The sequence below is a fragment of the Amycolatopsis sp. N2S4-7 genome (genome assembly GCF_058119595.1).
In genome coordinates this window covers 9156904-9180914 of sequence record NZ_CP172299.1, presented here as the reverse complement: position 1 = coordinate 9180914, position 24011 = coordinate 9156904, and the positions used below count along the sequence as shown (strand labels likewise).

23 protein-coding genes and 1 pseudogene are annotated in these 24011 nt (G+C 70.7%); 15 read left to right on the top strand and 9 right to left on the bottom strand.

The annotated features are described in order from the left end of the window. The first annotated feature begins 18 nt into the window (after positions 1-18). The 4 genes from ACH54P_RS43145 to ACH54P_RS43130 all read left to right on the top strand — a co-directional run bounded on the left by ACH54P_RS43145 (position 19) and on the right by ACH54P_RS43130 (position 6395). Positions 19-648: a cyclase gene (locus tag ACH54P_RS43145; RefSeq protein ID WP_489909073.1), complete on the top strand. Its 630-nt coding sequence runs from the start codon at positions 19-21 to the stop codon at positions 646-648. 95 nt (positions 649-743) lie between these two features. Next, positions 744-1517 (top strand): enoyl-CoA hydratase family protein, encoded by a 774-nt coding sequence (locus tag ACH54P_RS43140; protein WP_489909072.1) that lies wholly within the window; start codon positions 744-746, stop codon positions 1515-1517. A 316-nt stretch (positions 1518-1833) separates the two neighbouring features. Beyond that, positions 1834-2157: a trypco2 family protein gene (locus ACH54P_RS43135; protein WP_489909071.1), complete on the top strand. Its 324-nt coding sequence runs from the start codon at positions 1834-1836 to the stop codon at positions 2155-2157. A 17-nt stretch (positions 2158-2174) separates the two neighbouring features. Further along, positions 2175-6395, top strand: a complete 4221-nt coding sequence (locus ACH54P_RS43130; protein ID WP_489909070.1) for a tetratricopeptide repeat protein — start codon at positions 2175-2177, stop codon at positions 6393-6395. 115 nt (positions 6396-6510) lie between these two features. Here ACH54P_RS43130 and ACH54P_RS43125 read toward each other — a convergent pair whose 3' ends face one another. Beyond that, positions 6511-7824 (bottom strand): MFS transporter, encoded by a 1314-nt coding sequence (locus ACH54P_RS43125; RefSeq protein WP_489909069.1) that lies wholly within the window; start codon positions 7822-7824, stop codon positions 6511-6513. Between the two features lie 102 nt (positions 7825-7926). Here ACH54P_RS43125 and ACH54P_RS43120 point away from each other — a divergent pair, with 102 nt between their 5' ends. Beyond that, the gene (locus ACH54P_RS43120) at positions 7927-8904 is read left to right on the top strand and encodes an Lrp/AsnC family transcriptional regulator (protein ID WP_489909068.1); all 978 of its coding nucleotides are present in this window, start codon (positions 7927-7929) and stop codon (positions 8902-8904) included. Here ACH54P_RS43120 and ACH54P_RS43115 read toward each other — a convergent pair. The 3 genes from ACH54P_RS43115 to ACH54P_RS43105 are packed head-to-tail and all read right to left on the bottom strand — an operon-like array spanning position 8879 to position 9908. Then, positions 8879-9238: a barstar family protein gene (locus ACH54P_RS43115; protein ID WP_489909067.1), complete on the bottom strand. Its 360-nt coding sequence runs from the start codon at positions 9236-9238 to the stop codon at positions 8879-8881. The two genes, ACH54P_RS43120 and ACH54P_RS43115, sit on opposite strands and share 26 nt — an antisense overlap. After that, positions 9235-9693: a guanyl-specific ribonuclease gene (locus tag ACH54P_RS43110; RefSeq protein ID WP_489909066.1), complete on the bottom strand. Its 459-nt coding sequence runs from the start codon at positions 9691-9693 to the stop codon at positions 9235-9237. The genes ACH54P_RS43115 and ACH54P_RS43110 overlap by 4 nt, the downstream gene beginning before the upstream one ends. An 11-nt stretch (positions 9694-9704) precedes the next feature. Further along, on the bottom strand, positions 9705-9908 hold the full coding sequence (locus tag ACH54P_RS43105) for a hypothetical protein (protein ID WP_489909065.1): 204 nt from the start codon (positions 9906-9908) through the stop codon (positions 9705-9707). A 59-nt stretch (positions 9909-9967) separates the two neighbouring features. On the opposite strand from ACH54P_RS43105, the gene ACH54P_RS43100 reads away from it, so the two are divergent. The 3 genes from ACH54P_RS43100 to ACH54P_RS43090 all read left to right on the top strand — a co-directional run bounded on the left by ACH54P_RS43100 (position 9968) and on the right by ACH54P_RS43090 (position 13669). Continuing rightward, positions 9968-10933, top strand: a complete 966-nt coding sequence (locus tag ACH54P_RS43100; protein ID WP_489909064.1) for a quinone oxidoreductase family protein — start codon at positions 9968-9970, stop codon at positions 10931-10933. Positions 10934-11082: 149 nt separating this feature from the next. Further along, positions 11083-12129, top strand: a complete 1047-nt coding sequence (locus ACH54P_RS43095) for an alpha/beta fold hydrolase (RefSeq protein ID WP_489909063.1) — start codon at positions 11083-11085, stop codon at positions 12127-12129. 91 nt (positions 12130-12220) lie between these two features. After that, entirely contained in the window at positions 12221-13669 is a 1449-nt protein-coding gene (locus ACH54P_RS43090; RefSeq protein ID WP_489909062.1) for an amino acid permease, read from the top strand. Positions 13670-13750: 81 nt separating this feature from the next. On the opposite strand, the gene ACH54P_RS43085 is transcribed toward ACH54P_RS43090, so the two are convergent. Together ACH54P_RS43085 and ACH54P_RS43080 are read right to left on the bottom strand one after the other, a co-directional pair. Beyond that, the gene (locus ACH54P_RS43085; RefSeq protein WP_489909061.1) at positions 13751-14113 is read right to left on the bottom strand and encodes an aldo/keto reductase; all 363 of its coding nucleotides are present in this window, start codon (positions 14111-14113) and stop codon (positions 13751-13753) included. A 154-nt stretch (positions 14114-14267) separates the two neighbouring features. Then, positions 14268-15317, bottom strand: coding sequence for an NAD(P)H-dependent flavin oxidoreductase (locus ACH54P_RS43080; protein ID WP_489909060.1), 1050 nt, complete (start codon positions 15315-15317; stop codon positions 14268-14270). 127 nt (positions 15318-15444) lie between these two features. Here ACH54P_RS43080 and ACH54P_RS43075 point away from each other — a divergent pair, with 127 nt between their 5' ends. The 5 genes from ACH54P_RS43075 to ACH54P_RS43055 all read left to right on the top strand — a co-directional run bounded on the left by ACH54P_RS43075 (position 15445) and on the right by ACH54P_RS43055 (position 19353). After that, positions 15445-17217 carry a beta-N-acetylhexosaminidase gene (locus tag ACH54P_RS43075; RefSeq protein WP_489909059.1) on the top strand — a complete coding sequence of 591 codons (1773 nt, stop codon included), beginning with the start codon at positions 15445-15447 and terminating at the stop codon, positions 17215-17217. Between the two features lie 67 nt (positions 17218-17284). Beyond that, a complete protein-coding gene (locus ACH54P_RS43070; protein WP_489909058.1) occupies positions 17285-17815 on the top strand; it encodes a hypothetical protein in 531 nt (176 codons plus the stop codon). Positions 17816-17838: 23 nt separating this feature from the next. Further along, entirely contained in the window at positions 17839-18255 is a 417-nt protein-coding gene (locus ACH54P_RS43065; protein WP_489909057.1) for an HIT family protein, read from the top strand. 40 nt (positions 18256-18295) lie between these two features. Next, on the top strand, positions 18296-18742 hold the full coding sequence (locus tag ACH54P_RS43060) for a pyridoxamine 5'-phosphate oxidase family protein (protein WP_489909056.1): 447 nt from the start codon (positions 18296-18298) through the stop codon (positions 18740-18742). A gap of 26 nt (positions 18743-18768) precedes the next feature. Beyond that, positions 18769-19353 (top strand): hypothetical protein, encoded by a 585-nt coding sequence (locus tag ACH54P_RS43055; RefSeq protein WP_489909055.1) that lies wholly within the window; start codon positions 18769-18771, stop codon positions 19351-19353. A gap of 72 nt (positions 19354-19425) precedes the next feature. Here the strand turns inward: ACH54P_RS43055 and lepA are convergent, their stop codons facing one another. Then, entirely contained in the window at positions 19426-21267 is a 1842-nt protein-coding gene (lepA, locus tag ACH54P_RS43050; RefSeq protein ID WP_489909054.1) for a translation elongation factor 4, read from the bottom strand. A gap of 115 nt (positions 21268-21382) precedes the next feature. Between lepA and ACH54P_RS43045 the strand changes: the two genes are divergently transcribed. Further along, positions 21383-22003 carry a class I SAM-dependent methyltransferase gene (locus ACH54P_RS43045; protein WP_489909053.1) on the top strand — a complete coding sequence of 207 codons (621 nt, stop codon included), beginning with the start codon at positions 21383-21385 and terminating at the stop codon, positions 22001-22003. Here the strand turns inward: ACH54P_RS43045 and ACH54P_RS43040 are convergent. Next, positions 22000-22373: pseudogene (locus tag ACH54P_RS43040) on the bottom strand (VOC family protein). The gene ACH54P_RS43045 and the pseudogene ACH54P_RS43040 sit on opposite strands and share 4 nt — an antisense overlap. A 23-nt stretch (positions 22374-22396) precedes the next feature. Further along, on the bottom strand, positions 22397-23260 hold the full coding sequence (locus ACH54P_RS43035) for a DMT family transporter (protein ID WP_489909052.1): 864 nt from the start codon (positions 23258-23260) through the stop codon (positions 22397-22399). Between the two features lie 328 nt (positions 23261-23588). Between ACH54P_RS43035 and rpsT the strand changes: the two genes are divergently transcribed. Then, positions 23589-23849: a 30S ribosomal protein S20 gene (gene rpsT / locus ACH54P_RS43030; protein WP_013228460.1), complete on the top strand. Its 261-nt coding sequence runs from the start codon at positions 23589-23591 to the stop codon at positions 23847-23849. Positions 23850-24011 lie beyond the last annotated feature (162 nt).

Sequence of the window (24011 nt, the reverse complement as noted above, 5' to 3'; positions counted from 1 at the left end):
GCAGGTAGGTGGACACAGATGAAAGCACTTCACCTTTACCGGCTCGGCGCCCTCGCCACGGTCGCGGCCCTCCCGATCGCCCTCGCCAGTCCGGCCCACGCGGCCACCAGCGTCACCTTCGACTGCCAGGCCGACGCTCCGATCGTCGGGCCCCAGCAGGTGTCGCTGAACCAGGACACCGACGTCACCGCGCCGCCGACGGTGGCGCCCGGCGCCGCCTTCGACGTGGTCATCGACCCGGCGCCGAACACCGTGCCGAGCGAGGTCAGCGGGAACAAGGTCAAGAACATCAACACCTTCGCGCTGAAGTTCCCGATCCCGGCCAACTCCTCCTACGTCGGCGCCGACCTCGCCGGCGGCTCGGGTCTCGGCCCGACCCCGCCGACGATCTCCGTCGCGAACGGCGTCGCCACCCTGAGCTTCCCCGGCCCGATCGCGGGCGGCGCGACCTTCGAACTGCCCACCGTCACCGCCCACCTGACCGCCGGCCAGTCGGGCACCATCGAGACCAGGCTGTCCGGCACCGGCTACAGCGACCCGGGCCTGACGTTCAAGGCGGTGGCGAGCACCTTCATCGGCGACATCACCGCCCCGACGTCCTGCTTCCCCAATCCCAGCCCGGTCTTCACCACGACCACCATCGGCTGAACCGCGAGGAGGTCACCCCCACGGACGGGTCCGCGCCCGTGGGGGTGGCCCGCGTAACACCGGTGGCGCGCGGGGAATGTGCGAAGGTGTCGGTCATGGCTGACGAACTGGTGCACTACGACGTGGTGGGCGGCACCGCCACGATCACCCTGGACTCCCCGCACAACCGCAACGCGCTGTCGGCGCAGCTGCGCCGCGAGCTGTCGGACGCGCTGGCCGCCGCGGCCGCCGACGACGCCGTGCGCGTGGTCGTGCTGACCCACACCGGGCCGGTGTTCTGCGCGGGGATGGACCTCAAGGAAGCCCGCGGCGCCGGCGCGGGCGACCAGGGCGTCAACGAGTTCCCGAAGATCCTCGACCAGCTGTGGACCAGCCCGAAACCGGTTGTCGCGCGGCTGGCCGGCCCCGCGCGGGCCGGCGGCATCGGCATGGTCGCCGCGTGCGACATCGCCGTGGCCGTCCCGGAAGCGACGTTCGCCTTCTCCGAGGTCCGCATCGGCGTGGTGCCGGCGGTCATCTCGCTGACCGTGCTGCCGAGGCTGAACCCCCGCGCGGCGCACGAGCTGTTCCTGACCGGCGACACGTTCGACGCGCGCCGCGCCGTCGAGATCGGCCTGCTGAACTCGGCCGTCCCGGCCGAGGAGCTCGACGCCGAGGTCACGCGGTTCGTCAAGGCGCTGGCCCAGGGCGGCCCGAAGGCGCTGGCCGAGACGAAGGCGCTGCTGAGCCGCCCCCGCCCGGCGACGCCGTCGGAAGGCTTCGAGGAGATGCTCGGCCTCTCGGCGAAGTTCTTCGCGAGCGAGGAAGGCCAGGAGGGCATTCTGGCCTTCGCCCAGAAGCGCAAGCCGAACTGGGTCCCGCAGGACTAGACCGTGACGCGGGCCGTACTTCGGCGACGTGGCGCCTTCAGGAATTCGGAGAAACTCCGAGGTACCTGAAGGCGCTACTCATACCACGGGCACATTCGGTGCGTCCACGCCCGAGGCGGCGTTGGTCGCTCCGACGCCACTGGCCAGCGTAGGAGATCGTTTGTCTCGACGCTTTCGTGTCAGATGGGTGACTTGCGTCATGGCACGCTCGAACGCGGTCACCATGCGGACCGCGTACAGCGCACTTCAGAAGCGTGGTGTAACAGAGCGCATCAGACGACGACTTCCCCGGAGAGCATCTTGCGGGAGGGCATCCATGGACGAGCAGTGGGTGGAGTTGGCGGATGCGATCGGAGTCCTGCGTGAGCAGTTGGTTGCAGCGCAGGCAGTCGGTCGCCGAACAGCTGCGGGTCAGTCGTTGACATTCGCCGTGGGAAAGGTGTCGATCGAGCTCGCGGGTGAGCTGAAGAAGATCGCGGGAGGCTCCGGCGGTGTCAAGTTCTGGGTTGTCGCCGCTGATCTGAAGGGTGAGCGCACAAGCGGCGCGTCACACAAGGTCACGGTGGAGCTGGTTCCACACACCCTGCAGGGGGGACCATTCATCGTGGCTGATGACGCAGACGCGCCGCCGCCGAAATAAAGATCGGGCGGCGAACAGTGCGACGAGAGGTCGAGATATACGGCGACTGGCCAGAACACCCTCCTGACCGGAAGCGATGGACATGTGGGTCCGGGTTTCTCATCGCCGCAAGGTTGGTGCTGACAGCAGCGCACGTCGTGTGCCCGAACCGTGCGGCGCTGGCGAACGTACTGGTTCGTGCAGAGTCGAGGGAGCTGGTCTCGGCCCGCGTCGTCTGGCATCGCTGGCACGACTCGCTTGACGTTGCCCTGCTGGTAATCACCGACCCGACGTGGGTGGAGCCAGTGTGGCGCCATCCGGTGCGGTGGGGGCGGCTCGTTACCGATCGCCCCGGCCAGATGTGCGAAGCGATCGGTTTCCCGAAGGTGGTAGCGACCCCACGGACTCGAGACAGCCATCACGCGGTCGGCGTACTCAATCCCGGCGCGTTGGTCAAGTCGGGTATGTACGCGATGGAAGTGACAAACCCTCCGTCACCAGCAGGAGTGGATGGCTCCGAGTGGGCCGGGATGTCTGGCGCGGCAGTGCGCTGCCCAGGCCGGACCGAGCTGATCGTCGGTGTTGTCGCGCAGGATCCGAGCGGCTTCGACAGCCGTCGTCTGGTCGCCACGCCGACCAGCGCGGTCACCGCGGATTCGCAGTTCTCCGAAATCGTCGCGGAACATACGACCCGCAGGCCGATGGCCGAGCCGGTGGAGTTGGCGGTTCTGGCCGAAACAGTCAGCACTCCGGAATCGCCGGCGGAACTGTTGCGCGCCGACGCCGCGACCGCCCCCTTTCGACCTCGCCCCGAGCTAGCCCTGTTACAGGACTGGTGCGAAGCCGCTGCATGGTCTGGTATCCGACTGGTGACCGGCGTCGGCGGTCAAGGCAAGACTCGCCTAGCCCGCCATCTCTCCACATGGCTTGCCAGCCGCGATTGGGCCACCGTGATGCTCAGCGAACAAGCTGGTGCCGACGATCTCAAGGTACTTGCGCATGTCGCCGTGCCGACGCTGGTGGTGGTCGACTACGCCGAAGGCCGCACGGCTCAACTCGACCCGCTGCTGGACGCGCTGAACCGAGCCGAAGCCAAGGTGCGGCTGTTGCTGCTGGCCCGCACGGCAGGTGCATGGCGGACCGAGCGGGTCACACCGGCCGCGCACCTGTCCGTCCTCGCCGACCAGCGGATCGTCATGCCATTGAGCGCTGTCGAGCACGACCGCCACGGACGGCGCCGAGCATGGCGCGAGGCTCTCGTTGCGCTCGCGCGCAAACTGGCTACCCTCGACGGGTATCAACACGTCCCCTGGTTGGAACTGACCAGCAGGGTGGTCGCGCCGGAGCTGGACGACGACGAGCGTTTCCGGACCATTCTCGCTGTCCAGATGCACGCCCTCGCGGCACTGCTTCACGCTGGCGACCCCACACCTGCGCCAGCATCGGATCGGCGGGACGCGCAGGCAGTGCTTCTGGAACACGAGGCTCGTTACTGGTCGCGAGTCGCCGACCGGTTCGGCATCGCTCTCACTCCGGCCGTCCGACGTTCCTTGGTGGCTGCCGCCACCCTGTGGGGAGCCAGGACACCCGACGAGGCCCGCCAGGTGGTGGCCGCCACGGCGAATCCGGCGAGCGCTGACCAGACCGCCAACATCGCCGACTGGCTCGCCACGTTGTACCACGACGGTCAACGCTACTGGTCCGGCCTCCAACCCGATCCGCTGGGCGAATATTTGCTCGGCACCACCCTGAGCCAGCATGACGGCTACGCGATCTTGGCGGCCGGGACACAAACCGCCACATCGGCCGGACAGCTGGAACAGGCGCTCACTGTGCTTGGCCGCGCCCATCCTCAGCATCCACACCTGGTGGCAGTCATAGCAGAGGTCGTACGGAAGTCCGGAGTGGCCGGTGCCCGAGCCGCAGTCGTGGTCGCACCCCGACTCGCTCAGGCGCACCCACTGCTGGCAGCGCTCGACCTGTTCGTGCGTGCCGCCGATGCTCGGCAACTCGAGGTCCTGGCCGCGACGTTGCCGCGCTTTAGCCTGCTACTGGGTCAAACAAGTCTTGCTGTCGCTACGGTCCTCACCCGACTACGGCGCGCCGCCGCCGAATCCGACCGCGACGCCCACCTGGCCGACCTCGCCGGTTCTGTGAATAATCTCGCGGTCCGGTTGAGTGAGGCGGGGCGGCGAGCTGAGGCACTGCAGTTGGCTGAAGAAGCCGCCGACCTCTACCGGGAGCTGGCCCGGAACGACCGCAATACCTATTTGCCCGACCTTGCCATGTCGGTGAACAACCTCGCTGCGGATCTGGCTGCAGCGGGACGCGGACCCGAAGCCCTCGCAGCCGCGGACGAGGCAGTGACGCTACGACGCGAATTGGCTGCACACAACCGCGACACCTACCTACCCGACCTAGCTGCCTCTGTGGGAAACCTCGCGGTCTACTTGGCAGGAGCTGGTCGGTGGATCGATTCCCTTGCGGCCGCGGACGAAGCAGTGAAGCTGCGCCGCGAATTGGTCGCGCACAACCGCGACGCCCACTTACCCGACCTCGCCGGGTCGGCAAGCAACCTGGCAAACACGTTGGCGTTGGCTGGAAAGCGCGTCCAGGCGCTGGCGTTGGCCGAAGAAGCCACCAACTTGTACAGAGAGCTGACCCGGAACAACCGCGACGCCTACCTGCCCGACCTCGCTATGTCGATCAGCAACCTGTCGAACCGGTTGGCAGGAGCCGGCCGCCCCGCTGAGGCGCTGGCGTCGGCCGAAGAAGCCACCAACTTGTACAGAGAGCTGACTCGGAACAACCGCGACGCCTACCTGCCCGACCTCGCAAAGACCATGAACAATCTCGCGATCCGTTTGTCGGAGGTCGGCCGACGAGCCGGCGCCCTCGCAGCTGCCGAGGAAGCCATCAGGCTGCGCCGCGAATTGGTCGCGGACAACCGAGAAGCCCACCTGCCCGACCTCGCCACCTCACTGAACAACCTCGCGGTCCACTTGGCCGCGGCAAGCCGGCCAGCCGACGCCCTCGCAACCACCGAGGAAGCCGTCAGGCTGCGCCGCGAATTGGCCGCGGACAACCGAGAAGCCCACCTGCCCGACCTCGCCACCTCACTGAACAACCTCGCGGTCCACTTGGCCGCGGCAGGCCGGCCGGCCGACGCCCTCGCGGCCGCAGAAGAAGCAGTCAGCTTGCGCCGCGAATTGGCCGCGGACAACCGGGACGCCCACCTGCCCGACCTCGCCACCTCACTGAACAACCTCGCGATCCAGTGGGCCGCGGCAGGCCGGCCGGCCGACGCCCTCGCGGCCGCAGAAGAAGCAGTCAGCTTGCGCCGCGAATTGGCCGCGGACAACCGGGACGCCCACCTGCCCAGCCTCGCTATGTCCCTGAACAACCTCGCGATCCGGTTGAGTGAGGCGGAGCGGCAGGATCAAGCACTGCCGCTGGCCAAAGAGGCCACCGACCTCTTCCGGCAACTGACCCGAGACAATCGCGACGCTCACCTGCCCGACCTCGCCCTGTCGGTGAGCAATCTCGCGAGGCGGTTGAGTGATGCGGAGCGAGAGGATGAGGCGCTGGCGGCCGCAGAAGAAGCAGTCAGCTTGCGCCGCGAATTGGTTGAAGAAAGCCGCAACACCCACCTCCCCGACCTCGCCGCCTCAGTGAACTACCTCGCGATCCGGTTGAGTGAGGCGGAGCGACGGGATCAAGCACTGCCGCTGGCCAAGGAGGCCACCGACCTCTACCGGGAACTCGCCCGAGACAATCGCGACGCCCATCTGCCCGACTTCGCCGGCTCACTGAACAACCTCGCGATCCGGTTCAGCGACGCGGACCGGCCAACTGAGGCGCTCGCGGCCGCAGAAGAAGCTGTCGGCCTGCGCCGCGAATTGGCCGCAGACAACCGCGAAGCGCACCTGCCCGACCTTGCCGACTCACTGAACAACCTCGCGGTCCGGTTGGGTGAGGCAGCCCGGCTCACCGAGGCGCTCGCGGCCGCGGAAGAAGCTGTCGGCCTGCGCCGCGAATTGGCCGCAGACAACCGCGAAGCGCACCTGCCCGACCTTGCCGGCTCAGTGAACAACCTCGCGATCTACTTGGCTGTAGCAGGCCGGAGAGACGATTCCCTGTCATCAGCCGAGGAGGCCCTCGACCTCTATAGAGAGCTGGCTCTAACGACGCCTGATCGGTTTGGTTCACAAGTAGAACGCGCCGTCAAAATGGTCGAATTACTGACCGGTATCAACTGAGCCGAAGGCAGACTCCGCGTCTGATGAAAGTATGGCGTGTTCAGCGCGTCCAAGGCAGCCAGTGTGGCCTTCCGTGCGTCTCACCCACCGAAGGCCGCACTGGGGCGTTTGAGCGTCAGACCGGCTTGGTGACGCGGGCCCGCTCGCGCGGAACCAGCGCGAGCAGGCCCGTCACCCCGCCGCACACCGCGGCGACTACGTACACCGGTGTCAAACCCCCGGCCTGGTAAGCGATCCCGAGCACCGCGACGCCGAGCGTCTGCCCGAACTGCCGGGTCGTCGTCAGGATCCCCGCGGCCATCCCGGCGCGGCCGGGCGGGGCCGCGGCCGCGATCGCCGACCCCGTCGCCGGCCCCGCGATCCCCACGCCGATCCCGGTCACGGCGAGACCGGCCGGCACGCCGAGAACCAGCTGGAGCACGCAGCCGAACGCCCCGAGCAGCACGCCCGCGCCCAGCAGCACCCGCGGCGGCAAGCGGTGCAGCACCTTCCCGGCGAAGGTCGACGTCAGGAACGACGCCACGGCCAAGGGCGCCAGGGCGAGCCCTGCCGCGACCGGTCCCAGTGCCCGATCCGTCTGCAGCCACAGCGACACGTAGACCAGCGCGGCGAACGTGAGCGTCGACGCCGCCGCGCACGCCACCAGGGTCGCGAACCCGCCGTCGCGGAACAGCCGCAGGTCCAGCAGCGGGTGCTCGCGGCGGCGCTCGGTCACGACGAACCCGGCGAACGCCACCACCGAGACGGCCAGCGCCCCCACGGTGACCGGCGACGGCCAGTGGCCCTCGCCGCCGAGGGTGAGCCCGTGCACCAGGCTCGCCGCGGCGAGCGCGAACCACGCGGTGCCCGCGAGGTCGAACCGGCCGCGCCAAGCCGGGGTGTCGGGCCGCAGCGCGCGCAGGGTGAACACCGCGGTCAGCAGCGCGAGGGGGACGTTGACGAAGAAGATGGCCGCCCACCCGAAGTACTCGGTCAGCACGCCGCCGACGAGCGGACCCGCCGCCGCGCCGAGGCCGTTGACGGCGAAGAAGACGCTGATCGCGGTCCCCCGCTCGCGCCCTTCGTAGGAGGCGGCCAGTATCGCGAACCCGGTCACCGCGAGCGCCGCACCGCCGATGGCCTGCACCCCGCGCGCGGCGATCAGCGTTCCGATGTCCGGCGCCAGGCCGCAGGCCAGCGACGCCAGGCCGAACACGGCCAGCCCGCCGAGGAACACCCGCCGCAGCCCCCACCGGTCGGCCAGCGAGCCCGCCGCGAGCATCAGCACCGCCAGGACGAGCGTGTAGCTGTCGGGCACCCACTGCAGCTGCCCGACCGACGCCGTCAGGCCGGCGCCGATCCGGGGCAGCGCCACCGTCACGACGGTGGTGTCGAGCAGGAACAGGAACGAGCCCGCACAGACCGCGATCAACGGCCACCACTTGCGCATCGAATCTCCCTTCGCAGGCCTCGAAGGGTGCGGTCACCGCGTCGATCACCTCCAGGCAAGTCGACAAATCCGCCGGATACCGTCATCGCCTACGCTCAACGCATGGAAACCGTCACGCTCGACGACGTCGACCGAGGTCTGGTCCACGCCCTGCAGCTCGACGGCCGTGCCCCGATGCGCACGATCGGCCAGGTGCTGGGCGTCTCGGAAAACACCGCGGCACGGCGGTACCAGCGGCTGCGGACCGCCGGCGTCCTCCGCGTCACGGGCGCGGTCAGCGGCGGCGAAGCCGGCTATCCGACGTGGACCCTGCGCCTGCGCACGGCTCCGGACGCCGGAGCGGCCGTCGCGGACGCGCTGGCCGACCGGCCCGACGTGTCGTGGGTGCACCTGCTCTCCGGCGGCACCGAGATCTCCTGCACCGTCCACGCCCCCGACACGACCGGGCGCGACAACCTCCTGCTGCACAAGCTGCCGCGGGCGAGCCGCGTCACCGCCGTCTCGGCCCACGAACTGCTGCACACGTTCGCGCTCCCGGACGGCTGGCGCGGGCTGCACTGCCTGTCACCCGAGCAGGCCGAGCGGCTGCGCCCGCCGAAGCCCGAGGGCGCCGGCCTCCCGCCGGAGCCGGACGACCAGCCGCTCCTCGACGCGCTCGCCCACGACGGGCGCGCGTCCTACACCGCGCTGGCGAGGGTCACCGGCTGGTCCGACTCCGCCGTGCGGCGCCGGATGGAGGTGCTGCGGCGGCACGGCACGCTGACCTACCACCTCGACGTCTCCCCGGCCCGGCTCGGCTTCCGCTCCGAGACCCGGCTGTGGCTGACCGTGTCCCCCGCGAACCTGGCCGAGGTGGGCGAGGCGCTGGCGAGCCACCCGGAGACGTCGTTCGCCGTCGCCACGACGGGGACGACGAACCTGACGGCGATGGTGAACTGCCGGGACGGCCGCGACCTCTACCGGTACCTCACCGACCGCGTCGCGGGCCTGCGCGGCGTGCGGACCCTGGAGAGCGCGCCGGTGATCCGCACGGTCAAACGCGCGGGGACGCCGCTCAGGCGTCCGGCAACACGACCGTGAGCCGCCACGAACCGGCATTGGGCCCCAGGGCGCGCTGGGCGTCCGAAAGCACGCTGCGGATCGCCAGGTACGTCTTCGGCTCCGCCTTGCGCAGCGCCTCCGAGCCCGGCCAGATCAGGACGTGCTCCCCCGGCGGCAGCCACGACAGGTCGGTCAGGCAGTCGTAGAGCGCGTCGAGGTTGTGGCCGAAGTAGTCCGGAAAGGACAGTGCCTCGGCGAACGCGGTCAGCGTGCTGGTCTTGTCCACGGTGGGCCGCGAGTTCACCAGGTGCGGGTACGCGCCCCTCGCGAAGGCCTGTTCCGCGGCGGCCTTCGCCTGCTCCCCGGCGCTCATCGGGCCGGGTCCACGACGACGAACGACGCGTAGTGGTCGCCGGTGTAGTACAGCTCGCGCGCCTGCCCGGTGATCAGCCGCCGCGCGCCGCGGTCGGCGCTGCCCGGCGTCTTCACCGTGTACTCGTGGTAGTAGCCGGACTTCTTGGCGGGCAGGCGTTTCTCGCGGTTCTCGAACACGACGTCGTCGTTGCGCGGGTACGGGTACGGCCCGCCCTTTTCGATCAGCTTCCACGTGTCCCCGGCCTGCGGCGGCAGCGCGGAAAGCGCCTCCACCGGCAGCCCGGAGTCGGCGCCCGGCACGGCCGCGCCGCCCTTGGCGGGCGCACTGGCCGAGGTGCCCGGCGCGGGGGACGACGGCGAGCCGTCGCTGACGACGTCCTTGACCAGCCAGCCCCCCAGCACCAGCACGAGGAGCCCGATCAGCGCGGCGGTGATCCGCCTTCGGTTGAACATGGTGCGCGAGCCTATGCCGACCCGTCGGAGGACTCGTCGTCACGCCCCGGGGTCAGCCGCCGGGCGAACAGCCCGACGAGCTTGTCGAGCACCCACGCGGCGGCCAGGCACAGCGGCACGACGACCACCATGACCAGCACGAACTGGACCGGGAACCACGCCTGGGCGAGCCACAGCTCGACCCCGTCCCACCAGTCGGCAAGCCCGTTGAACACGGTGTGAGCCTACGCGCGCTCTGCTGCCCCCGCGTGCCAGGGGCGGTACGTTGCAGGACATGTTCGCCGTGTACGCGCAGGAACCCAACGCCGACAGCCCGCTGGACTCGCTCGTCGTCGGCGAGCGACCCGAACCCGACGTGCCGGACGGCTGGGTCCGCGTGCACGTCAAGGCGGCCAGCCTCAACATGCACGACCTCTGGACGCTGCGCGGCGTCGGGATCAAGCCGGACCAGTTCCCGATGATCCTCGGCTGCGACGGCGCCGGCACCCTCGACGACGGCTCCGAGGTCGTCATCCACTCGGTGGTCAACGCGCCGGGCTGGCAGGGTGACGACACCCTCGACCCGAAGCGCACGCTGCTGACCGAGAAGCACCAGGGCACCTTCGCCGACCAGGTCGTCGTGCCGGCCCGCAACGTCGTCCCGAAGCCGGCCGCGCTGAGCTTCGCCGAGGCCGCCACCATGGGCACGGCCTGGCTGACCGCCTACCGGATGCTCTTCGTGAAGTCCGGGCTGCGGCCGGGCCAGACGATGCTCGTGCAGGGCGCTTCCGGCGGTGTCTCGACGGCGCTGGTGCAGCTCGGCCGCGCGGCGGGGTTCCGGGTCTGGGTGACCGGCCGCACCGAGGAGAAGCGCGCGCTCGCCGCGAGCCTCGGCGCGCACCAGACGTTCGAGTCGGGTGCCCGGCTGCCCGAACGCGTCGACGCCGTGTTCGAGACCGTCGGCAAGGCGACCTGGTCGCATTCGGTCAAATCGCTCAAGCCGGGCGGCATCATCGTGGTCTCGGGCTCGACCAGCGGCCCCGACGCGAACGCGGAGCTGCAGCGCGTCTTCTTCCTCCAGCTGCGCGTCTCCGGGTCGACCATGGGTACCCGCGACGAGCTCGCGGACCTGCTCGCCTACCTCGACCTGACCGGGGTGCGGCCCCAGATCGGCGCGGAACTGCCGTTCTCCGAGGCCCCCAAGGGGTTCCGGGCGATGCTCGAAGGGGACACCGCCGGCAAGATCGTCTTCACCCGCTAGACCGGCGCTGAGCTGGGCGGATCGGTGATCCGCCCGGCTCGTCGCCGTCCGCCGGCTACCTGGTGAATCTTTGACGTACTCACTTCGAGATCTGGTCGTTAGCACCGAAACTCGACCAAAACCCAATGCTGGCAAGCTAATCTGTAGCTATGACCGCGACGAAGCGGCCCACTCCGGCTGGACCGGACGGCCGGCCCAGCGACCCGGACCCGATCCGGGTCTCCTTCCGGCGCTACGCCGGCGTCCGCACCCGCGTTCTCGAGGTCGGCGACCCCGTCCAGGAACCGGACCAACCCGCTTCGCGCCGCTCGCTGCGCCGCCGGGCCGCCGGGCCGCACCTGCGGCCCACGGCACCGCGGCTGGTGCTGCTGCACGGCTACTGCGACAGCGCCGACACGTGGCGACCCGCCCTCGAACAGCTCGCGGCCGCCGGGATTCCGGCGGTCGCGGTCGATCTGCCCGGTTTCGGGGACGCGCAGCCGCTGCGGCCCGGTCCGATGCTGCCGCAGCTCGACGCGTTCACCACCGCCGTCGTCCGCGAGCAGGCCGTGCTCGGCTCGGTCGTGCTGGCGGGGAACTCCCTCGGCGGCACCATGAGCCTGCGCGCCGCGCAGAACAGCCGGCTGCCGATCTCGGGGGTCGTGTCGATCGCCGCGCCCGGGTTCGTCGACTCGTGGCTGATCCGCACGGTGGCGCGCTATCCGCTGCCGCTGCGGCTGTACTCGGCGCTGCCGGTCCCGGTGCCGGGTTTCCTGGTGCGCAAGGTCGCCGAGCAGGTCGTCCCGCGGCTGCTGTACGCCGACTCGGGCGCGGCGGACGCGACCCAGGTGCAGCGCTTCACGGCGCTGTTCCCGGACTACCGCGCGACCAAGAGCCGTCTGGAGGAGGCCCGCCAGCTCGTCGCCGAGCTCGCCGACGCCTACCGCCTCGACTCGGTGAAGGTGCCGCTGCTGGTCGTCGCGTGCGGCAAGGACAAGCTCGTCACGGCCGCGTCCGGGCGGCAGCTGCACACGCTCGTCCCGCACAGCAGGCTGCTGGTCCGCGAGGACTGGGGGCACTGCCCGCAGCTGGACGACCCGGTGGAGATCGCGGAGCTGCTCACCTACTTCGCCGCGAGCGCGGTCCGGACCACACAGGCCCGGCGGGCCGCCGCGACGGCGTCGGAGGCCGTGAGCGAGGACACGGCGGCCGGCTGAGCCGCTCACGCTGTAGCCGTGCGGAGTTGGCGGTAGGTTCCCGCGTTGGGTCCGTGACCCGGGCCCTCCACCGACCGTTCGGGAGACGATGATGTCCGCTCCAGGAGGCCTGGGCAGCAGCTCCGGCATCTTCCGGCGCAAGCCGATCGACCAGATCCAGGACCCCGCGGAAAGCGGTGGCCTGAAACGCACCCTGGGCCTGTGGCAGCTGACCGCCATCGGCATCGGCGGCATCATCGGCGCCGGCATCTTCGCCCTGGCCGGCAGCGTCGCGCACGGCGACGACGCGGCCGGCATCCCCGGCGTCGGCCCGGCCGTGCTGATCTCGTTCCTCATCGCCGGCGTCGCGAGCGCCGCGGCCGCGTTCTCCTACGCCGAGTTCGCCGGCCTGATCCCCAAGGCCGGTTCGGCCTACACCTACGGCTACGCGGTGCTCGGCGAGGTTGTCGGCTGGTTCATCGGCTGGGACCTGCTGCTGGAGTACACCGCGATCGTGGCCGTGGTGGCGATCGGCATCTCCGGCTACTTCAGCTTCCTGCTCGGCCAGCTCGGCCTCGACCTGCCCGCCTGGATGCTCGGCGCGCCCGGCACCGGGCCGGGCCACAAGGTCGACCTGTTCGCCGCGCTGCTGTGCCTGCTGATCGCGTACCTGCTCAACCGCGGCATCCGCAGCGCCGCCCGGTTCGAGACGGCGATGGTCGGGATCAAGGTCCTGATCGTGCTGGTGGTCATCCTGGTCGGCTTCTTCTACGTCAAGACCGGCAACTACACGCCGTTCGCGCCCGCGGGCTTCGGCGGCGCGGTGACCGGCGCCGCGACGGTCTTCTTCGCCGTCTTCGGCTACGACGCCATGAGTACCGCCGCGGAGGAGTCGAAGGACGCGCAACGGCACATGCCGAAGGCGATTCTGTACTCGCTGGCCATCTCGATGGTGCTGTACGTGCTGGCCTGCCTGGTGCTGACCGGCATGCAGAAGTACACCGAGATCGACCCGAAGAGCGGCTTCTCGACGGCGTTCAAGTCGGTCGGGCTCTCCGGCCTGGCCACGGTGATCGCGATCGGCGCGATCGTCGGCATCCTCACCGTCCTGTTCACGTTCCTGATGGGCGCCACCCGCGTCGGCTACTCGATGAGCCGCGACGGGCTGCTGCCGCCGTGGCTCGGCAAGACCAACCCGAAGCGGCAGGTGCCGAGCCGGATGACGTGGATCCTCGGCGGGGCGTCGGCGATCATCGCCGGGGTGCTGCCGATCGGCGAGGCGGCCGAGCTGACGAACATCGGCATCCTGCTCGCGTTCGTCGTCGTCTGCGTCGCGGTGATCGTGCTGCGCTACAAGCAGCCCGACCTGCCCCGGACGTTCAGGACGCCGGGCATGCCGGTGGTGCCCGCGATCGGCATCGTGTTCTCGCTCTGGCTGATCACGTTCCTGCAGCCGGCGACCTGGATCCGGTTCGCGATCTGGTTCGCCATCGGCATGATCGTGTACTTCGCCTACAGCAAGCGGCACTCGCTGCTGAACCGCACCGGGTCGGGCAGCTAGACGAGCAATGCGCAAGCCCGGGTGGGGCCGCGCCCCTTCACGGCCCATCCGAAGAGCCGGCCGTAGTAGACGTCGAGCCGGTTACGCAACACTCGTCCAGGCCGCCGCGCGCTCGGCGAGCGGGCGGCGGCGCAGGCCCGGGTCGTGCACGGCCGGCGGCTGGTAGTTCTGGTCGAGCGTGCCGATGTTGGTGCCGGGCGGCACGATTTCGTCGATGCGGTCGAGGACGCCGTCGGTGAGCCGGACCTCGACGCCGGCCAGCAGGTTGTCGAGCTGGGGCATGGTCCGGGGACCGAGCAGCGCGCTGGTGACGCCGGGGTGGGCGATGACGAAGGCCATCGCGAGGTGGGTCATCGGCAGGCCCGCTTCGGCGGCCAGCGGAACGCGGCGACCTCGGCGCCGAGGACCTCCTGCACGCGATCGCGTTGTTGTGCCGGCCCGCACCCGGCCGCGAGCCGGGGCACGGCAGGCGCATGGTCGCCGTCCTCGTCGACGGCCTCCGCTACGGCGCCGGCTGAAGGGCGTCGGCGAGGCGCCTGGTCGTCGTCGTGAGCCAGTTGCCGTCTCCGGTCACCACCCGGACCTACGCAGTACCCGTCTAGCGGATCCGGTCGAGGCGGGCGGCGGCGGCGCGCGCCTCGACCTTCAGCCGCTCGAGGATGACGGCGGCCGACGCGTCGTAGGCGAGCGGATAGGTCTGGCCGGCCCACAGCGAGATCGCTTCCGGGTCCCCGGCCTTGGCCGACGCCTTGCGCACGGGGCCCGCGAGGTGGTTCAGCTGCGGGTACGCGGCCGGCGCGCCTTCGGACAGCTCGTCCATGAACCGGTTGACCAGCCCGCGCGCCGGGCGTCCGCTGAAGGCGCGCGTGAAGGCCGTCTCGCGCTCGGCGAGCGCCAGGGCCTTGCGGTGGGCTTCGGACGTTCCGGCCTCGTCGGCGCGCAGGAAGACCGTGCCCAGCTGGGCGGCGACGGCGCCCGCGGCGAGCACGGCCGCGACGTCCGCGCCGTGCACCAGGCCGCCGGCGGCGATCAGCGGCAGGTCGACGCGGGCGGCGACGAGCCGCAGCAGGGCGAGGACGCCGTATTCGGCGCCGCCCCCGGGCAGGCGCGGGTTGTCGGTGAAGAGGCTTCGGTGGCCGCCCGCCTCGAAGCCCTGCAGGACCAGCGCGTCGGCGCCGAGGTCCGCGGCCCGCTGGGCGGCCTCCGGAGTGGTCACCGTGACGACGACCTTGCTGCCCGCCTCCTTGAGGCGCAGCACCTCCGACGGCGAAGGCGGCCCGAAGGTGAACGAGACGACGGGGACCCGCTTCTCGAGCACGACGTCCAGCTTCGCCGGGTACGCGTCGTCGTCCCACTTCGGTTCGCCGAGCTCGACGTCGTACTCGCGGGCGAAGGCCTCGAGCCGCTCGCGGTGCGCGGAGACGTCGGCGCCGGTGTCCGGCTGCGGGACGAAGAGGTTGACGCCGAACGGGCGTCCGGTCAGCTCGGCGGTCCGGTCGATCTGGGCCGTCAGCGCCGCGGGCGTGAGCATGCCGGCGGAGAGGAAGCCGAAGCCGCCGGCCTCGGTCACCGCGGCGACCAGCTCGGGGGTGGTCGGCCCGCCCGCCATCGGCGCGGCGACGACCGGGAACGTCAGCTCGTCGAACATGCCTGCGAGCGTAGTCCCGGCTCCGCGCCGAGGACCACCCGAGTTGGTCTAGACCATAGCGGGAGAAAATGCGACGATCCGGGCAGGTGCGACGGCGATGTCGCGCCCTTCCCGCCAGGAGGTCCCGGTGAAGACATCCCGAGCGCGGCGTCTCGGCCGCGCGCTCGCCGTGCTGGCCCTGATGGGCGCCAGTACCACCGCCGCCCAGCTCACCCCGGCCGCGGCGGCCACGCCGGCGCTGCAGTCGATCGTGCCGGTCCCGGTGTCGGTGACGCCGGCGGCCGGAGTCGCCTTCCCGCTGGTCTCGACGACGAAGATCGTCACCGAGGCGGGCTCGGCGCCGGCCAAGCAGGTCGGCGACTACCTCGCCGGGGTGCTGCGGCCGTCGACCGGCTTCGCGCTGCCGGTGTCCGACGCCCCGGCTTCGGTGCCGTCCGACAGCATCGCGCTGCTGCTGAGCGGCGCGCCCGCCGCCGTCGGCGCGCAGGGCTACCAGCTCGTGTCGACGGCGTCGTCGGTGACCGTGCGGGCGTCCACCGCCGACGGGCTCTTCGCCGGCGTCCAGACGTTGCGGCAGCTGCTGCCCGGGCGCGTCGAAAGCCCGTCGGCGCAGGCCGGGCCGTGGACCGTGCCGGGCGCGACGGTCCTCGACTACCCGCGCTTCGCCTACCGAGGCGCGATGCTCGACGTCGCGCGGCACTTCCACCCGGTGTCGACGGTGAAGCGGTACCTCGACCAGCTCGCCCAGTACAAGATCAACAACCTGCACCTGCACCTCGCGGACGACCAGGGCTGGCGCATCCAGATCGACAGCTGGCCCCGCCTGGCGACGTACGGCGGCAGCACCCAGGTCGGCGGCGGCGCGGGCGGCTACTACACGAAGGCGCAGTACACCGACATCGTGAACTACGCGGCTTCGCGCCACATCACGATCATCCCGGAGATCGACATGCCGGGGCACGTGAACGCGGCGCTGGCGTCGTACGCGGAGCTGAACTGCAACGGCGTGGCGCCGGCGCTGCGCACGGACACGGCGGTCGGCTACAGCTCGCTGTGCATCTCGAAGGACATCACGTACACGTTCGTCGCCGACGTGCTGCGCGAACTGGCGGCCCTGACCCCGGGCCCGTACCTGCACATCGGCGGCGACGAAGCGTCGGCGACGTCGCAGGCGGACTACCTGACGTTCATGAACAAGGTGCTCCCCCTGGTGGCGGCGACGGGCAAGTCGGTGGTGGGCTGGCACGACATCGCCAAGGCTTCCCTGCCGGCTTCGGCGTCCCCGCAGTTCTGGGGAACGTCGACGTCGGACGCGGGCGTGTCGACGGCGGTTTCCCGCGGCAGCAAGGTGATCCTGTCGCCGGCGAACAAGGCGTACCTGGACATGAAGTACAACAGCTCGACCCCGATCGGCCTGTCGTGGGCGGGCTACATCGAGGTCCAGGACGCATACGGCTGGAACCCGGGCGCCTACCTGTCGGGAGTGGGCGAGTCCGCGGTCCGCGGGGTGGAATCACCGCTGTGGACGGAAACGGTGGTGACGCCGTCGGACATCGACTACCTGGCCTTCCCGCGGCTGGCAGCGCACGCCGAGCTGGGCTGGTCCCCGTGGGCCACGCACGACTGGACGGCGTTCCGCACGCGGTTGGGCGCGCAGGCGCCGCGCTGGGTGGCGCAGTCGATCAACTTCTACCGCTCGTCGCAGGTCGCGTGGGACACCGGAGGGACAACGAACCCGGGCACGTGCACGGACCCGGCGTGGAGCGCTTCGCAGGTGTACACGGGCGGAAACGTGGTGTCCCACAACGCCCACAAGTGGACGGCGAAGTGGTGGACGCAGGGAGAGGAACCGGGAACCACGGGCGAGTGGGGAGTGTGGACCGACAACGGCCCTTGCTGAGTGAGCGGGGTCCGGGTCTGCCTTAGGGTGGGCCCGGACCCGTCCGGCGCCGGTGAGGAGCAAGCCCATGGAAGTCACCGGTGTGACCGCCACCGACGCCGGGATGTCCGGGCTCTGGTCACCGGCGTCGTTCGCGGACATCGTCGACTACGACACCTGGGAATCGGCCCTGCTGGAGGACGAGGACATCCGGCGGCACATCACCGCGGGCGCCTTCGTCCCGCTGAACATCGGCGGCGACGGAGCGTTCCAGGCCCTCGCCCGGATCGGTTCGGCCTCGGCTCCGGCCGAGCTGACCGGACGAGAACGCCGGTATCTCCTCGTGTCCTCGGAGCCGTACCTGTTCGCCACGCCCGGCGACGCGAAGATCAGCGGCATCGAGCACGTCGGCGCGGAGCCCGACGCCGGCCTGCACGTCCCGCTGCCGCCCGGCCGCTGGAGCGTGACGATCGCCTTGATCGAATGGGATGCCGAGCCCGGCCGGAAAACCCGCGACGGACAGCCCGCTCCGACGGCCCTGCCCGACTTCGTGCTGCTGATCAACCCGGATGAGGGAGCGGGTCAGCACCGGACCGAAATCCAGACGTTCGAACCGTGACGGCCAAGCGTCAGTCTCGAGCCATGCCGTGCCCGATCTGTGCCAAGCACCGCGGTGCCGGGCCGCTCGTGAGCCCGGTCGTCTGGGCCGGTGACCAGGTTGTCGTGACCCACCGGCCCGGCACCTTCCCGGGTTACCTCTTCGTCGAACCCCGGCGGCACGTCGCGAGCCTCGATGCGCTCACCGAACAGGAGGCCCTGGCCGTCGCCCGAGCGGTCTGGGTGGCCGCCCGGGCTCTGCGGGCCGAACTCGATCCCGAGTCCGTGCACTCCGCCATCGCCGGGCGCGGGTCGGCGCGGGCGCACTTCCACCAGCACGTCTTCGTCCGGCACCGGGGCACTCCGGCCGAGCTCGGGTGGATGGACGTCGTCTGGCCCGGTGCGCCGCGCGACGACCCCGCGGCGCTGTGCGGACGGTTAGCACCGCACTTCACCCGGTGAAACCGGAACACCGGGCTCCCCGGCCGGGTTAGGTTGGGGCATGAGCGCTGATCTGGAGCAGGTTCGCACGCTGTCGCTGCAGGAGCACGGCCTCGCCACCGTCGCCACCACGCGCGCGGACGGCACCGTCCACGCCTCCGTCGTCAACGCCGGCGTCTTCGAAGACCCGGTGACCGGCGCCCCGGGCGTCGCCTACGTCGCCGTCGGGCGGGCGCACAAGCTCGCGCTGCTGCGGCGGGCCGGGCACGCCACCGTGACCTTCCGCCGCGGCTGGAACTGGCTCTCCGTCACCGGCGCCACCCACCTCATCGGACCGGACGACCCCGACCCCGCCTTCGACCCCGCGGGCCTGCCGAAGCTCCTGCGCGACGTCTTCACCGCCGCCACCGGCACCCACGACGACTGGGACGAGTACGACCGCGTCATGGCCGAAGAGCGGCGGGTCGCGGTCTTCGTGACGGCGGACCGGATAATCGGCAACCCCTGACCCACCCGGCCCCAGGAGTCGTCCCGTTGTCCGAGTCCCCACCTCAGGTCACCACCCCGGTGAAGGTCCTGCTCGGCCTGCTCGTCCTCGCCGACGCCGGGTTCGGCGCCGCGCTCGGCTCCGGGCTGGTGCGCGGCCTCTCACCGTGGCTGATCGGTGCCGCCTACGCGGCGACCGTGGTCATCGCCGTCGTGGCCTACCGCGCGTCCCGCGCCCGCGTGCTCAAGCGCGGCCTCGACGGCCTGCGCGACCTCACGCTCGGCGACGAGGGCATCCGCCTGCCCGCGGGCACGCTCAGCACCCGGCTGGTGCCGTGGGCGATGATCTCCGACGTCACCGCGCGCCGCTCGGCCCGCTTCGGCGACGGCTACCTGCGCGACGCCCTCTGGCTCGACCTGGTCACCGGCGAGGGCGTCGAGAGCTCGGTGCAGTGCTACGCGCCGCGCGGCAAGCTCGAACCGGCGCCGCCGCGAAGACGGCAGTTCGAGCAGACCGCGATCCTCGACCCGGCCCTGTTCAACGCGGTGATCGAGCGGCTCCGGCGGGAGATCCGGCACCGCCAGCTGCACGGCCAGACTCGCGCCGCCGCTCCCCGTTTCCGTCGCCGCTGACCGGACCCGTCGCGCCGCACGGACGAAAACGGCGGCCGCGGGAGTCCCGCGGCCGCCGTTCCCTCCGAAGCGTTACTTCTTGTTCTTGCCGGAGTCCTCAGTGGACAGTGCGGCGACGAAGGCTTCCTGCGGGACCTCGACCCGGCCGACGGTCTTCATCCGCTTCTTGCCTTCCTTCTGCTTCTCCAGCAGCTTGCGCTTGCGCGAGATGTCACCGCCGTAGCACTTGGCGAGGACGTCCTTGCGGATCGCGCGGATCGTTTCGCGGGCGATGATCCGGGCCCCGATGGCTGCCTGGATGGGCACCTCGAAGTTCTGCCGCGGGATCAGCTCGCGGAGCCGGTTCACCATGCGGTTGCCGTAGTTGTAGGCGTCGTCCTTGTGCACGATCGCGGAGAACGCGTCGACGCCCTCGCCCTGCAGCAGGATGTCCACCTTGACCAGGTCCGCCGCCTGCGTGCCGGCCTCTTCGTAGTCCAGCGACGCGTAGCCGCGCGTACGCGACTTCAGCGTGTCGAAGAAGTCGAAGATGATTTCACCGAGGGGCATGTTGTACCGCAGCTCGACCCGGTCCTCGGAGAGGTAGTCCATGCCGAGCAGCTGGCCGCGCTTGTTCTGGCACAGCTCCATGATCGTGCCGATGAACTCCGACGGCGCCAGGATGCTGACCTTGCTGACCGGCTCCAGCACCTTGTCGATCTTGCTCCCGGTCGGCCAGTCCGACGGGTTGGTGACGTGGATCTCCTTGCCGTCGTCCAGCACCACGTCGTAGACGACGTTCGGCGCGGTGGAGATCAGGTCGAGGCCGAACTCGCGCTCGAGCCGGTCGCGCGTGATCTCCAGGTGCAGCAGGCCGAGGAAGCCGCAGCGGAAGCCGAAGCCCAGCGCCACCGACGTCTCCGGCTCGTAGTCGAGCGCGGCGTCGTTGAGCTGGAGCTTGTCCAGCGCCTCGCGCAGCTCGGGGTAGTCGGAACCGTCCACCGGATACAGGCCGGAGTAGACCATCGGCTTCGGCTCGCGGTAGCCCGCCAGGGCCTCCTTCGCGCCGTTCCGCTCGGACGTCACGGTGTCGCCGACCTTCGACTGCCGGACGTCCTTCACGCCGGTGATCAGGTAGCCGACCTCGCCGACGCCGAGCCCCTTGCTGGCCTTGGGTTCCGGCGAGATGATCCCGACCTCGAGCAGCTCGTGCGTGGCGCCGGTGGACATCATCTTGATCCGCTCGCGCGGCGTGATCTTGCCGTCGACGACCCGGATGTAGGTGACGACGCCGCGATAGGTGTCGTACACCGAGTCGAAGATCATCGCGCGGGCCGGCGCGTCCGCGTCGCCCTGCGGCGCCGGGACCGTCTTCACGACCTCGTCGAGCAGCGCGCCGACGCCCATGCCGGTCTTGGCCGAGACGCGCAGCACGTCGTCGGGCTCGCAGCCGATGATGTGGGCCAGCTCACCCGCGTACTTGTCCGGGTCGGCCGAGGGCAGGTCGATCTTGTTGAGCACCGGGATGATCTGGAGGTTGTTCTCCAGGGCGAGGTAGAGGTTGGCCAGCGTCTGGGCCTCGATCCCCTGCGCGGCGTCGACCAGCAGGATCGCGCCTTCGCACGCCTCCAGCGCCCGCGAGACCTCGTAGGTGAAGTCGACGTGGCCGGGGGTGTCGATCATGTGCAGGACGTGGTCCTGCCCGTCGACCTGCCAGGGCAGCCGGACGTTCTGCGCCTTGATCGTGATGCCGCGCTCGCGTTCGATGTCCATCCGGTCGAGGTACTGAGCGCGCATGGCCCGCTCTTCCACGACGCCGGTGAGCTGCAACATGCGGTCGGCCAGGGTGGACTTGCCGTGGTCGATGTGCGCGATGATGCAGAAGTTCCGGATGAGCTCCGGAGGCGTGAAGGTGGTGTCGGCGAACGTCGTCACTCGAATGAGTCCTCGGAAAGTCGGGGATGGCCACCTCTATGCTCCCATGGCGCTCCGGGTGCGGGTGGGGGTCATCCCCGATGCGAGCCCACGGGATCCGTGGTGCCCTCGAAGTATGAGCACTTCGCACCAGCCGGCACCCCCTCCCCAGCCGGGCCCAGGCGGCTTCGACCGCGTCCTCGACCGTGCCTTCGGCCACCCTTCCGGTGCGCTCGGCCGGCTCGGCGGCTGGGTGATGGCCCGGGGCAACGCCGCCACCGAACACCGCATCGTCGACCTCGCGAAGATCGAGCCGGACGAGACCGTCCTGGTCGTCGGGCCGGGCCCCGGCATCGGCCTCCAGGCCGCCGCCGCCCTGGCCGGGCGCACCATCGGCGTCGATCCCTCCCCCGAGATGCTCGCCCTGTGCCACGAGCGCTGCGGCGACCGGGCCGAACTGCGCGAGGGGTCGGCCGCGCACACCGGCGAGCGCGACGGATCCGTCGACGTCGTCCTGACCGTGAACAACGTCATGCTGTGGGACGACCGCGCGGCCGGGTTCGCCGAACTGCTCCGGGTGCTGCGCCCCGGCGGGCGGCTGCTGCTGTCCGCGCACGAGAAGTGGCTGCCCGTGAGCAGGCACGTCCTGGCCGACGAAGCCGCCTCCGCGGGCTTCGCCGACCTGCAGACGTGGACCTGGGAACCGCCCGGCTTCGCCGCGCTCGCCGCGCAGCTGCGGGCCGTCAAGCCCGCCTAGCGGGTGTCCGTCCGGATCGGGTGGCCTTCGGGCACCTCGACCAGCACGATGCGCGTGCCGTCCGGGTCGGCGATCCAGGCCTCGTCGAGGCCCCAGGGCTCGCGCTGGGCGTCCCGCACCGGCTCCAGCCCCTTCTCCTTGAGACCGGCGACGGTGCCGGCCAGGTCCCGGACCTGCAGCCAGAGCACCAGGTCGGGCGACGAGCCCGCGTCCCCCGGCCGGAGACCTCCAGGGAGCCGTGCCCGAGGAAGAACACGGTGCCGCCGGGGAACTCGCGCTCCACGGCCAGGCCCAGGGTGTCGCGGTAGAAGGCGGTGCTCGCGGCGGCGTCGCGCGGGCGGATCAGCAGCCTGCTCTTCAGGACTTCCATCCGACCATCCCTACCGGACGCGCTCAGGCCGCCGCAATCGCGGCGATGCCGGACAGCACGATCACCGACCCGGTGAGCCGGCGGACGACGTCGTGTTCGCCCAGCACCAGCCACGCGGCGAGGCCGCCGAGCACGATGCTCAGCTCGCGGGCCGGCGCGACCAGGCTCACCGGCGCCATCGTCAGGGCGAACAGCACCAGGATGTAGGCGACCGGCGACAGCAGCCCGACGAGCAGCACCTCGCGGCGCTGCTCCCGCCAGATCCGGCGCACCTCGGCGCGGCCGGTCAGGGCGGTCGGCGCGAGCAGCACGCTCTGGATGACCGAGCCGAGGCCGAAGTAGACGACCGGCGGCACGCCGAGGCCGGTCACCGAGTGCGCGTCCCAGAGCGTGTAGCCGGCGATGACGGCGCCGGTCAGGAGGCCGTAGAGGATGCCGGCCCTGACCGCGTGCGGGTCGCCGCTCTGGCGGCCGGTGCTGATCACCAGCACGCCGGCGATGACCAGGAACGCGCCGAGCAGGCCGAGCGGGCCGGGGCGTTCCCCCAGCACCAGGACGGCGGCCAGCACCGACAGCAGCGGCCCGGTGCCGCGCGCGACGGGGTAGACGACGGAGAGGTCGCCGACGCGGTACCCGCGCTGCAGCACGATGCCGTAGGCGACGTGCAGCACCGACGTGCCGGCCGCGGCGAGCAGCCAGCTCCACTGTGGACGGTCTCCGCCCGCGACGAGCAGCACGACCGTGATCGGCAGCAGCACGACGGCCCCGACGGTGTAGTAGAGCCAGACGAACTGGGTGCCCCCGGAGGAGATCCGCTTGGCGGCGAGGTTCCACGCGGCGTGCACGACGGCGGCGACGAGGACGAGGGAGAGGGCGGTGGCGTTCATGGGACCCCTTACGGGTTTTCGCACGCGCGAAAACCGGGTCCTCCAGGCTTTTGCCCCGTCAGATGAACGGCAGGCCGTCCGGACCCGCCGATGGTGCCGCTCGGACCAGACCCACCGGTCCTGGTTGTCGTCGTACGGGCCGCGCGGACCGGCGGCGGAACCCTAGGCACTACCGCGGTCCACGGTACTCCCGGCTCCGGACGCCCGCGGCCCGGCTGTTAAAGTGGTCGCTCGCTGCCCGTGCGGCATTCCGTCATGGAGGAAACCCGCTTCCGCGGGGCCACTTCAGCGCGGCGGCGATCTCACCGAGTGAAACAGGAGTTGCCCTATGGCCAACATCAAGTCGCAGATCAAGCGCATCACGACGAACGAGAAGGCGCGTCAGCGCAACCAGGCGATCCGGTCCTCGGTGAAGACCGCGATCCGCAAGGTCCGCGAAGCCGCCGAGGCCGGCGACAAGGCCAAGGCCGTCGAGCTGCAGCGCGACGCCGCCCAGAAGCTGGACAAGGCCGTCTCGAAGGGCGTCATCCACGCCAACCAGGCCGCCAACAAGAAGTCGGCGCTCGCGAAGCGCGTCAACGCGCTCTGAGCTGATTGATTTCTGAGAAAGCCCCGGCTTCGGCCGGGGCTTTCTTCATGTTTGCGGGGTGGCGCAGACCGGCTGGGAGCGGCCCGCCGAGGCTCAGCGGGCCGCCAGCGATGGCCTCGCGCTCGCCGCGCCCGGCGGCAGCGGCGAGCTGAGGGAAGTTCT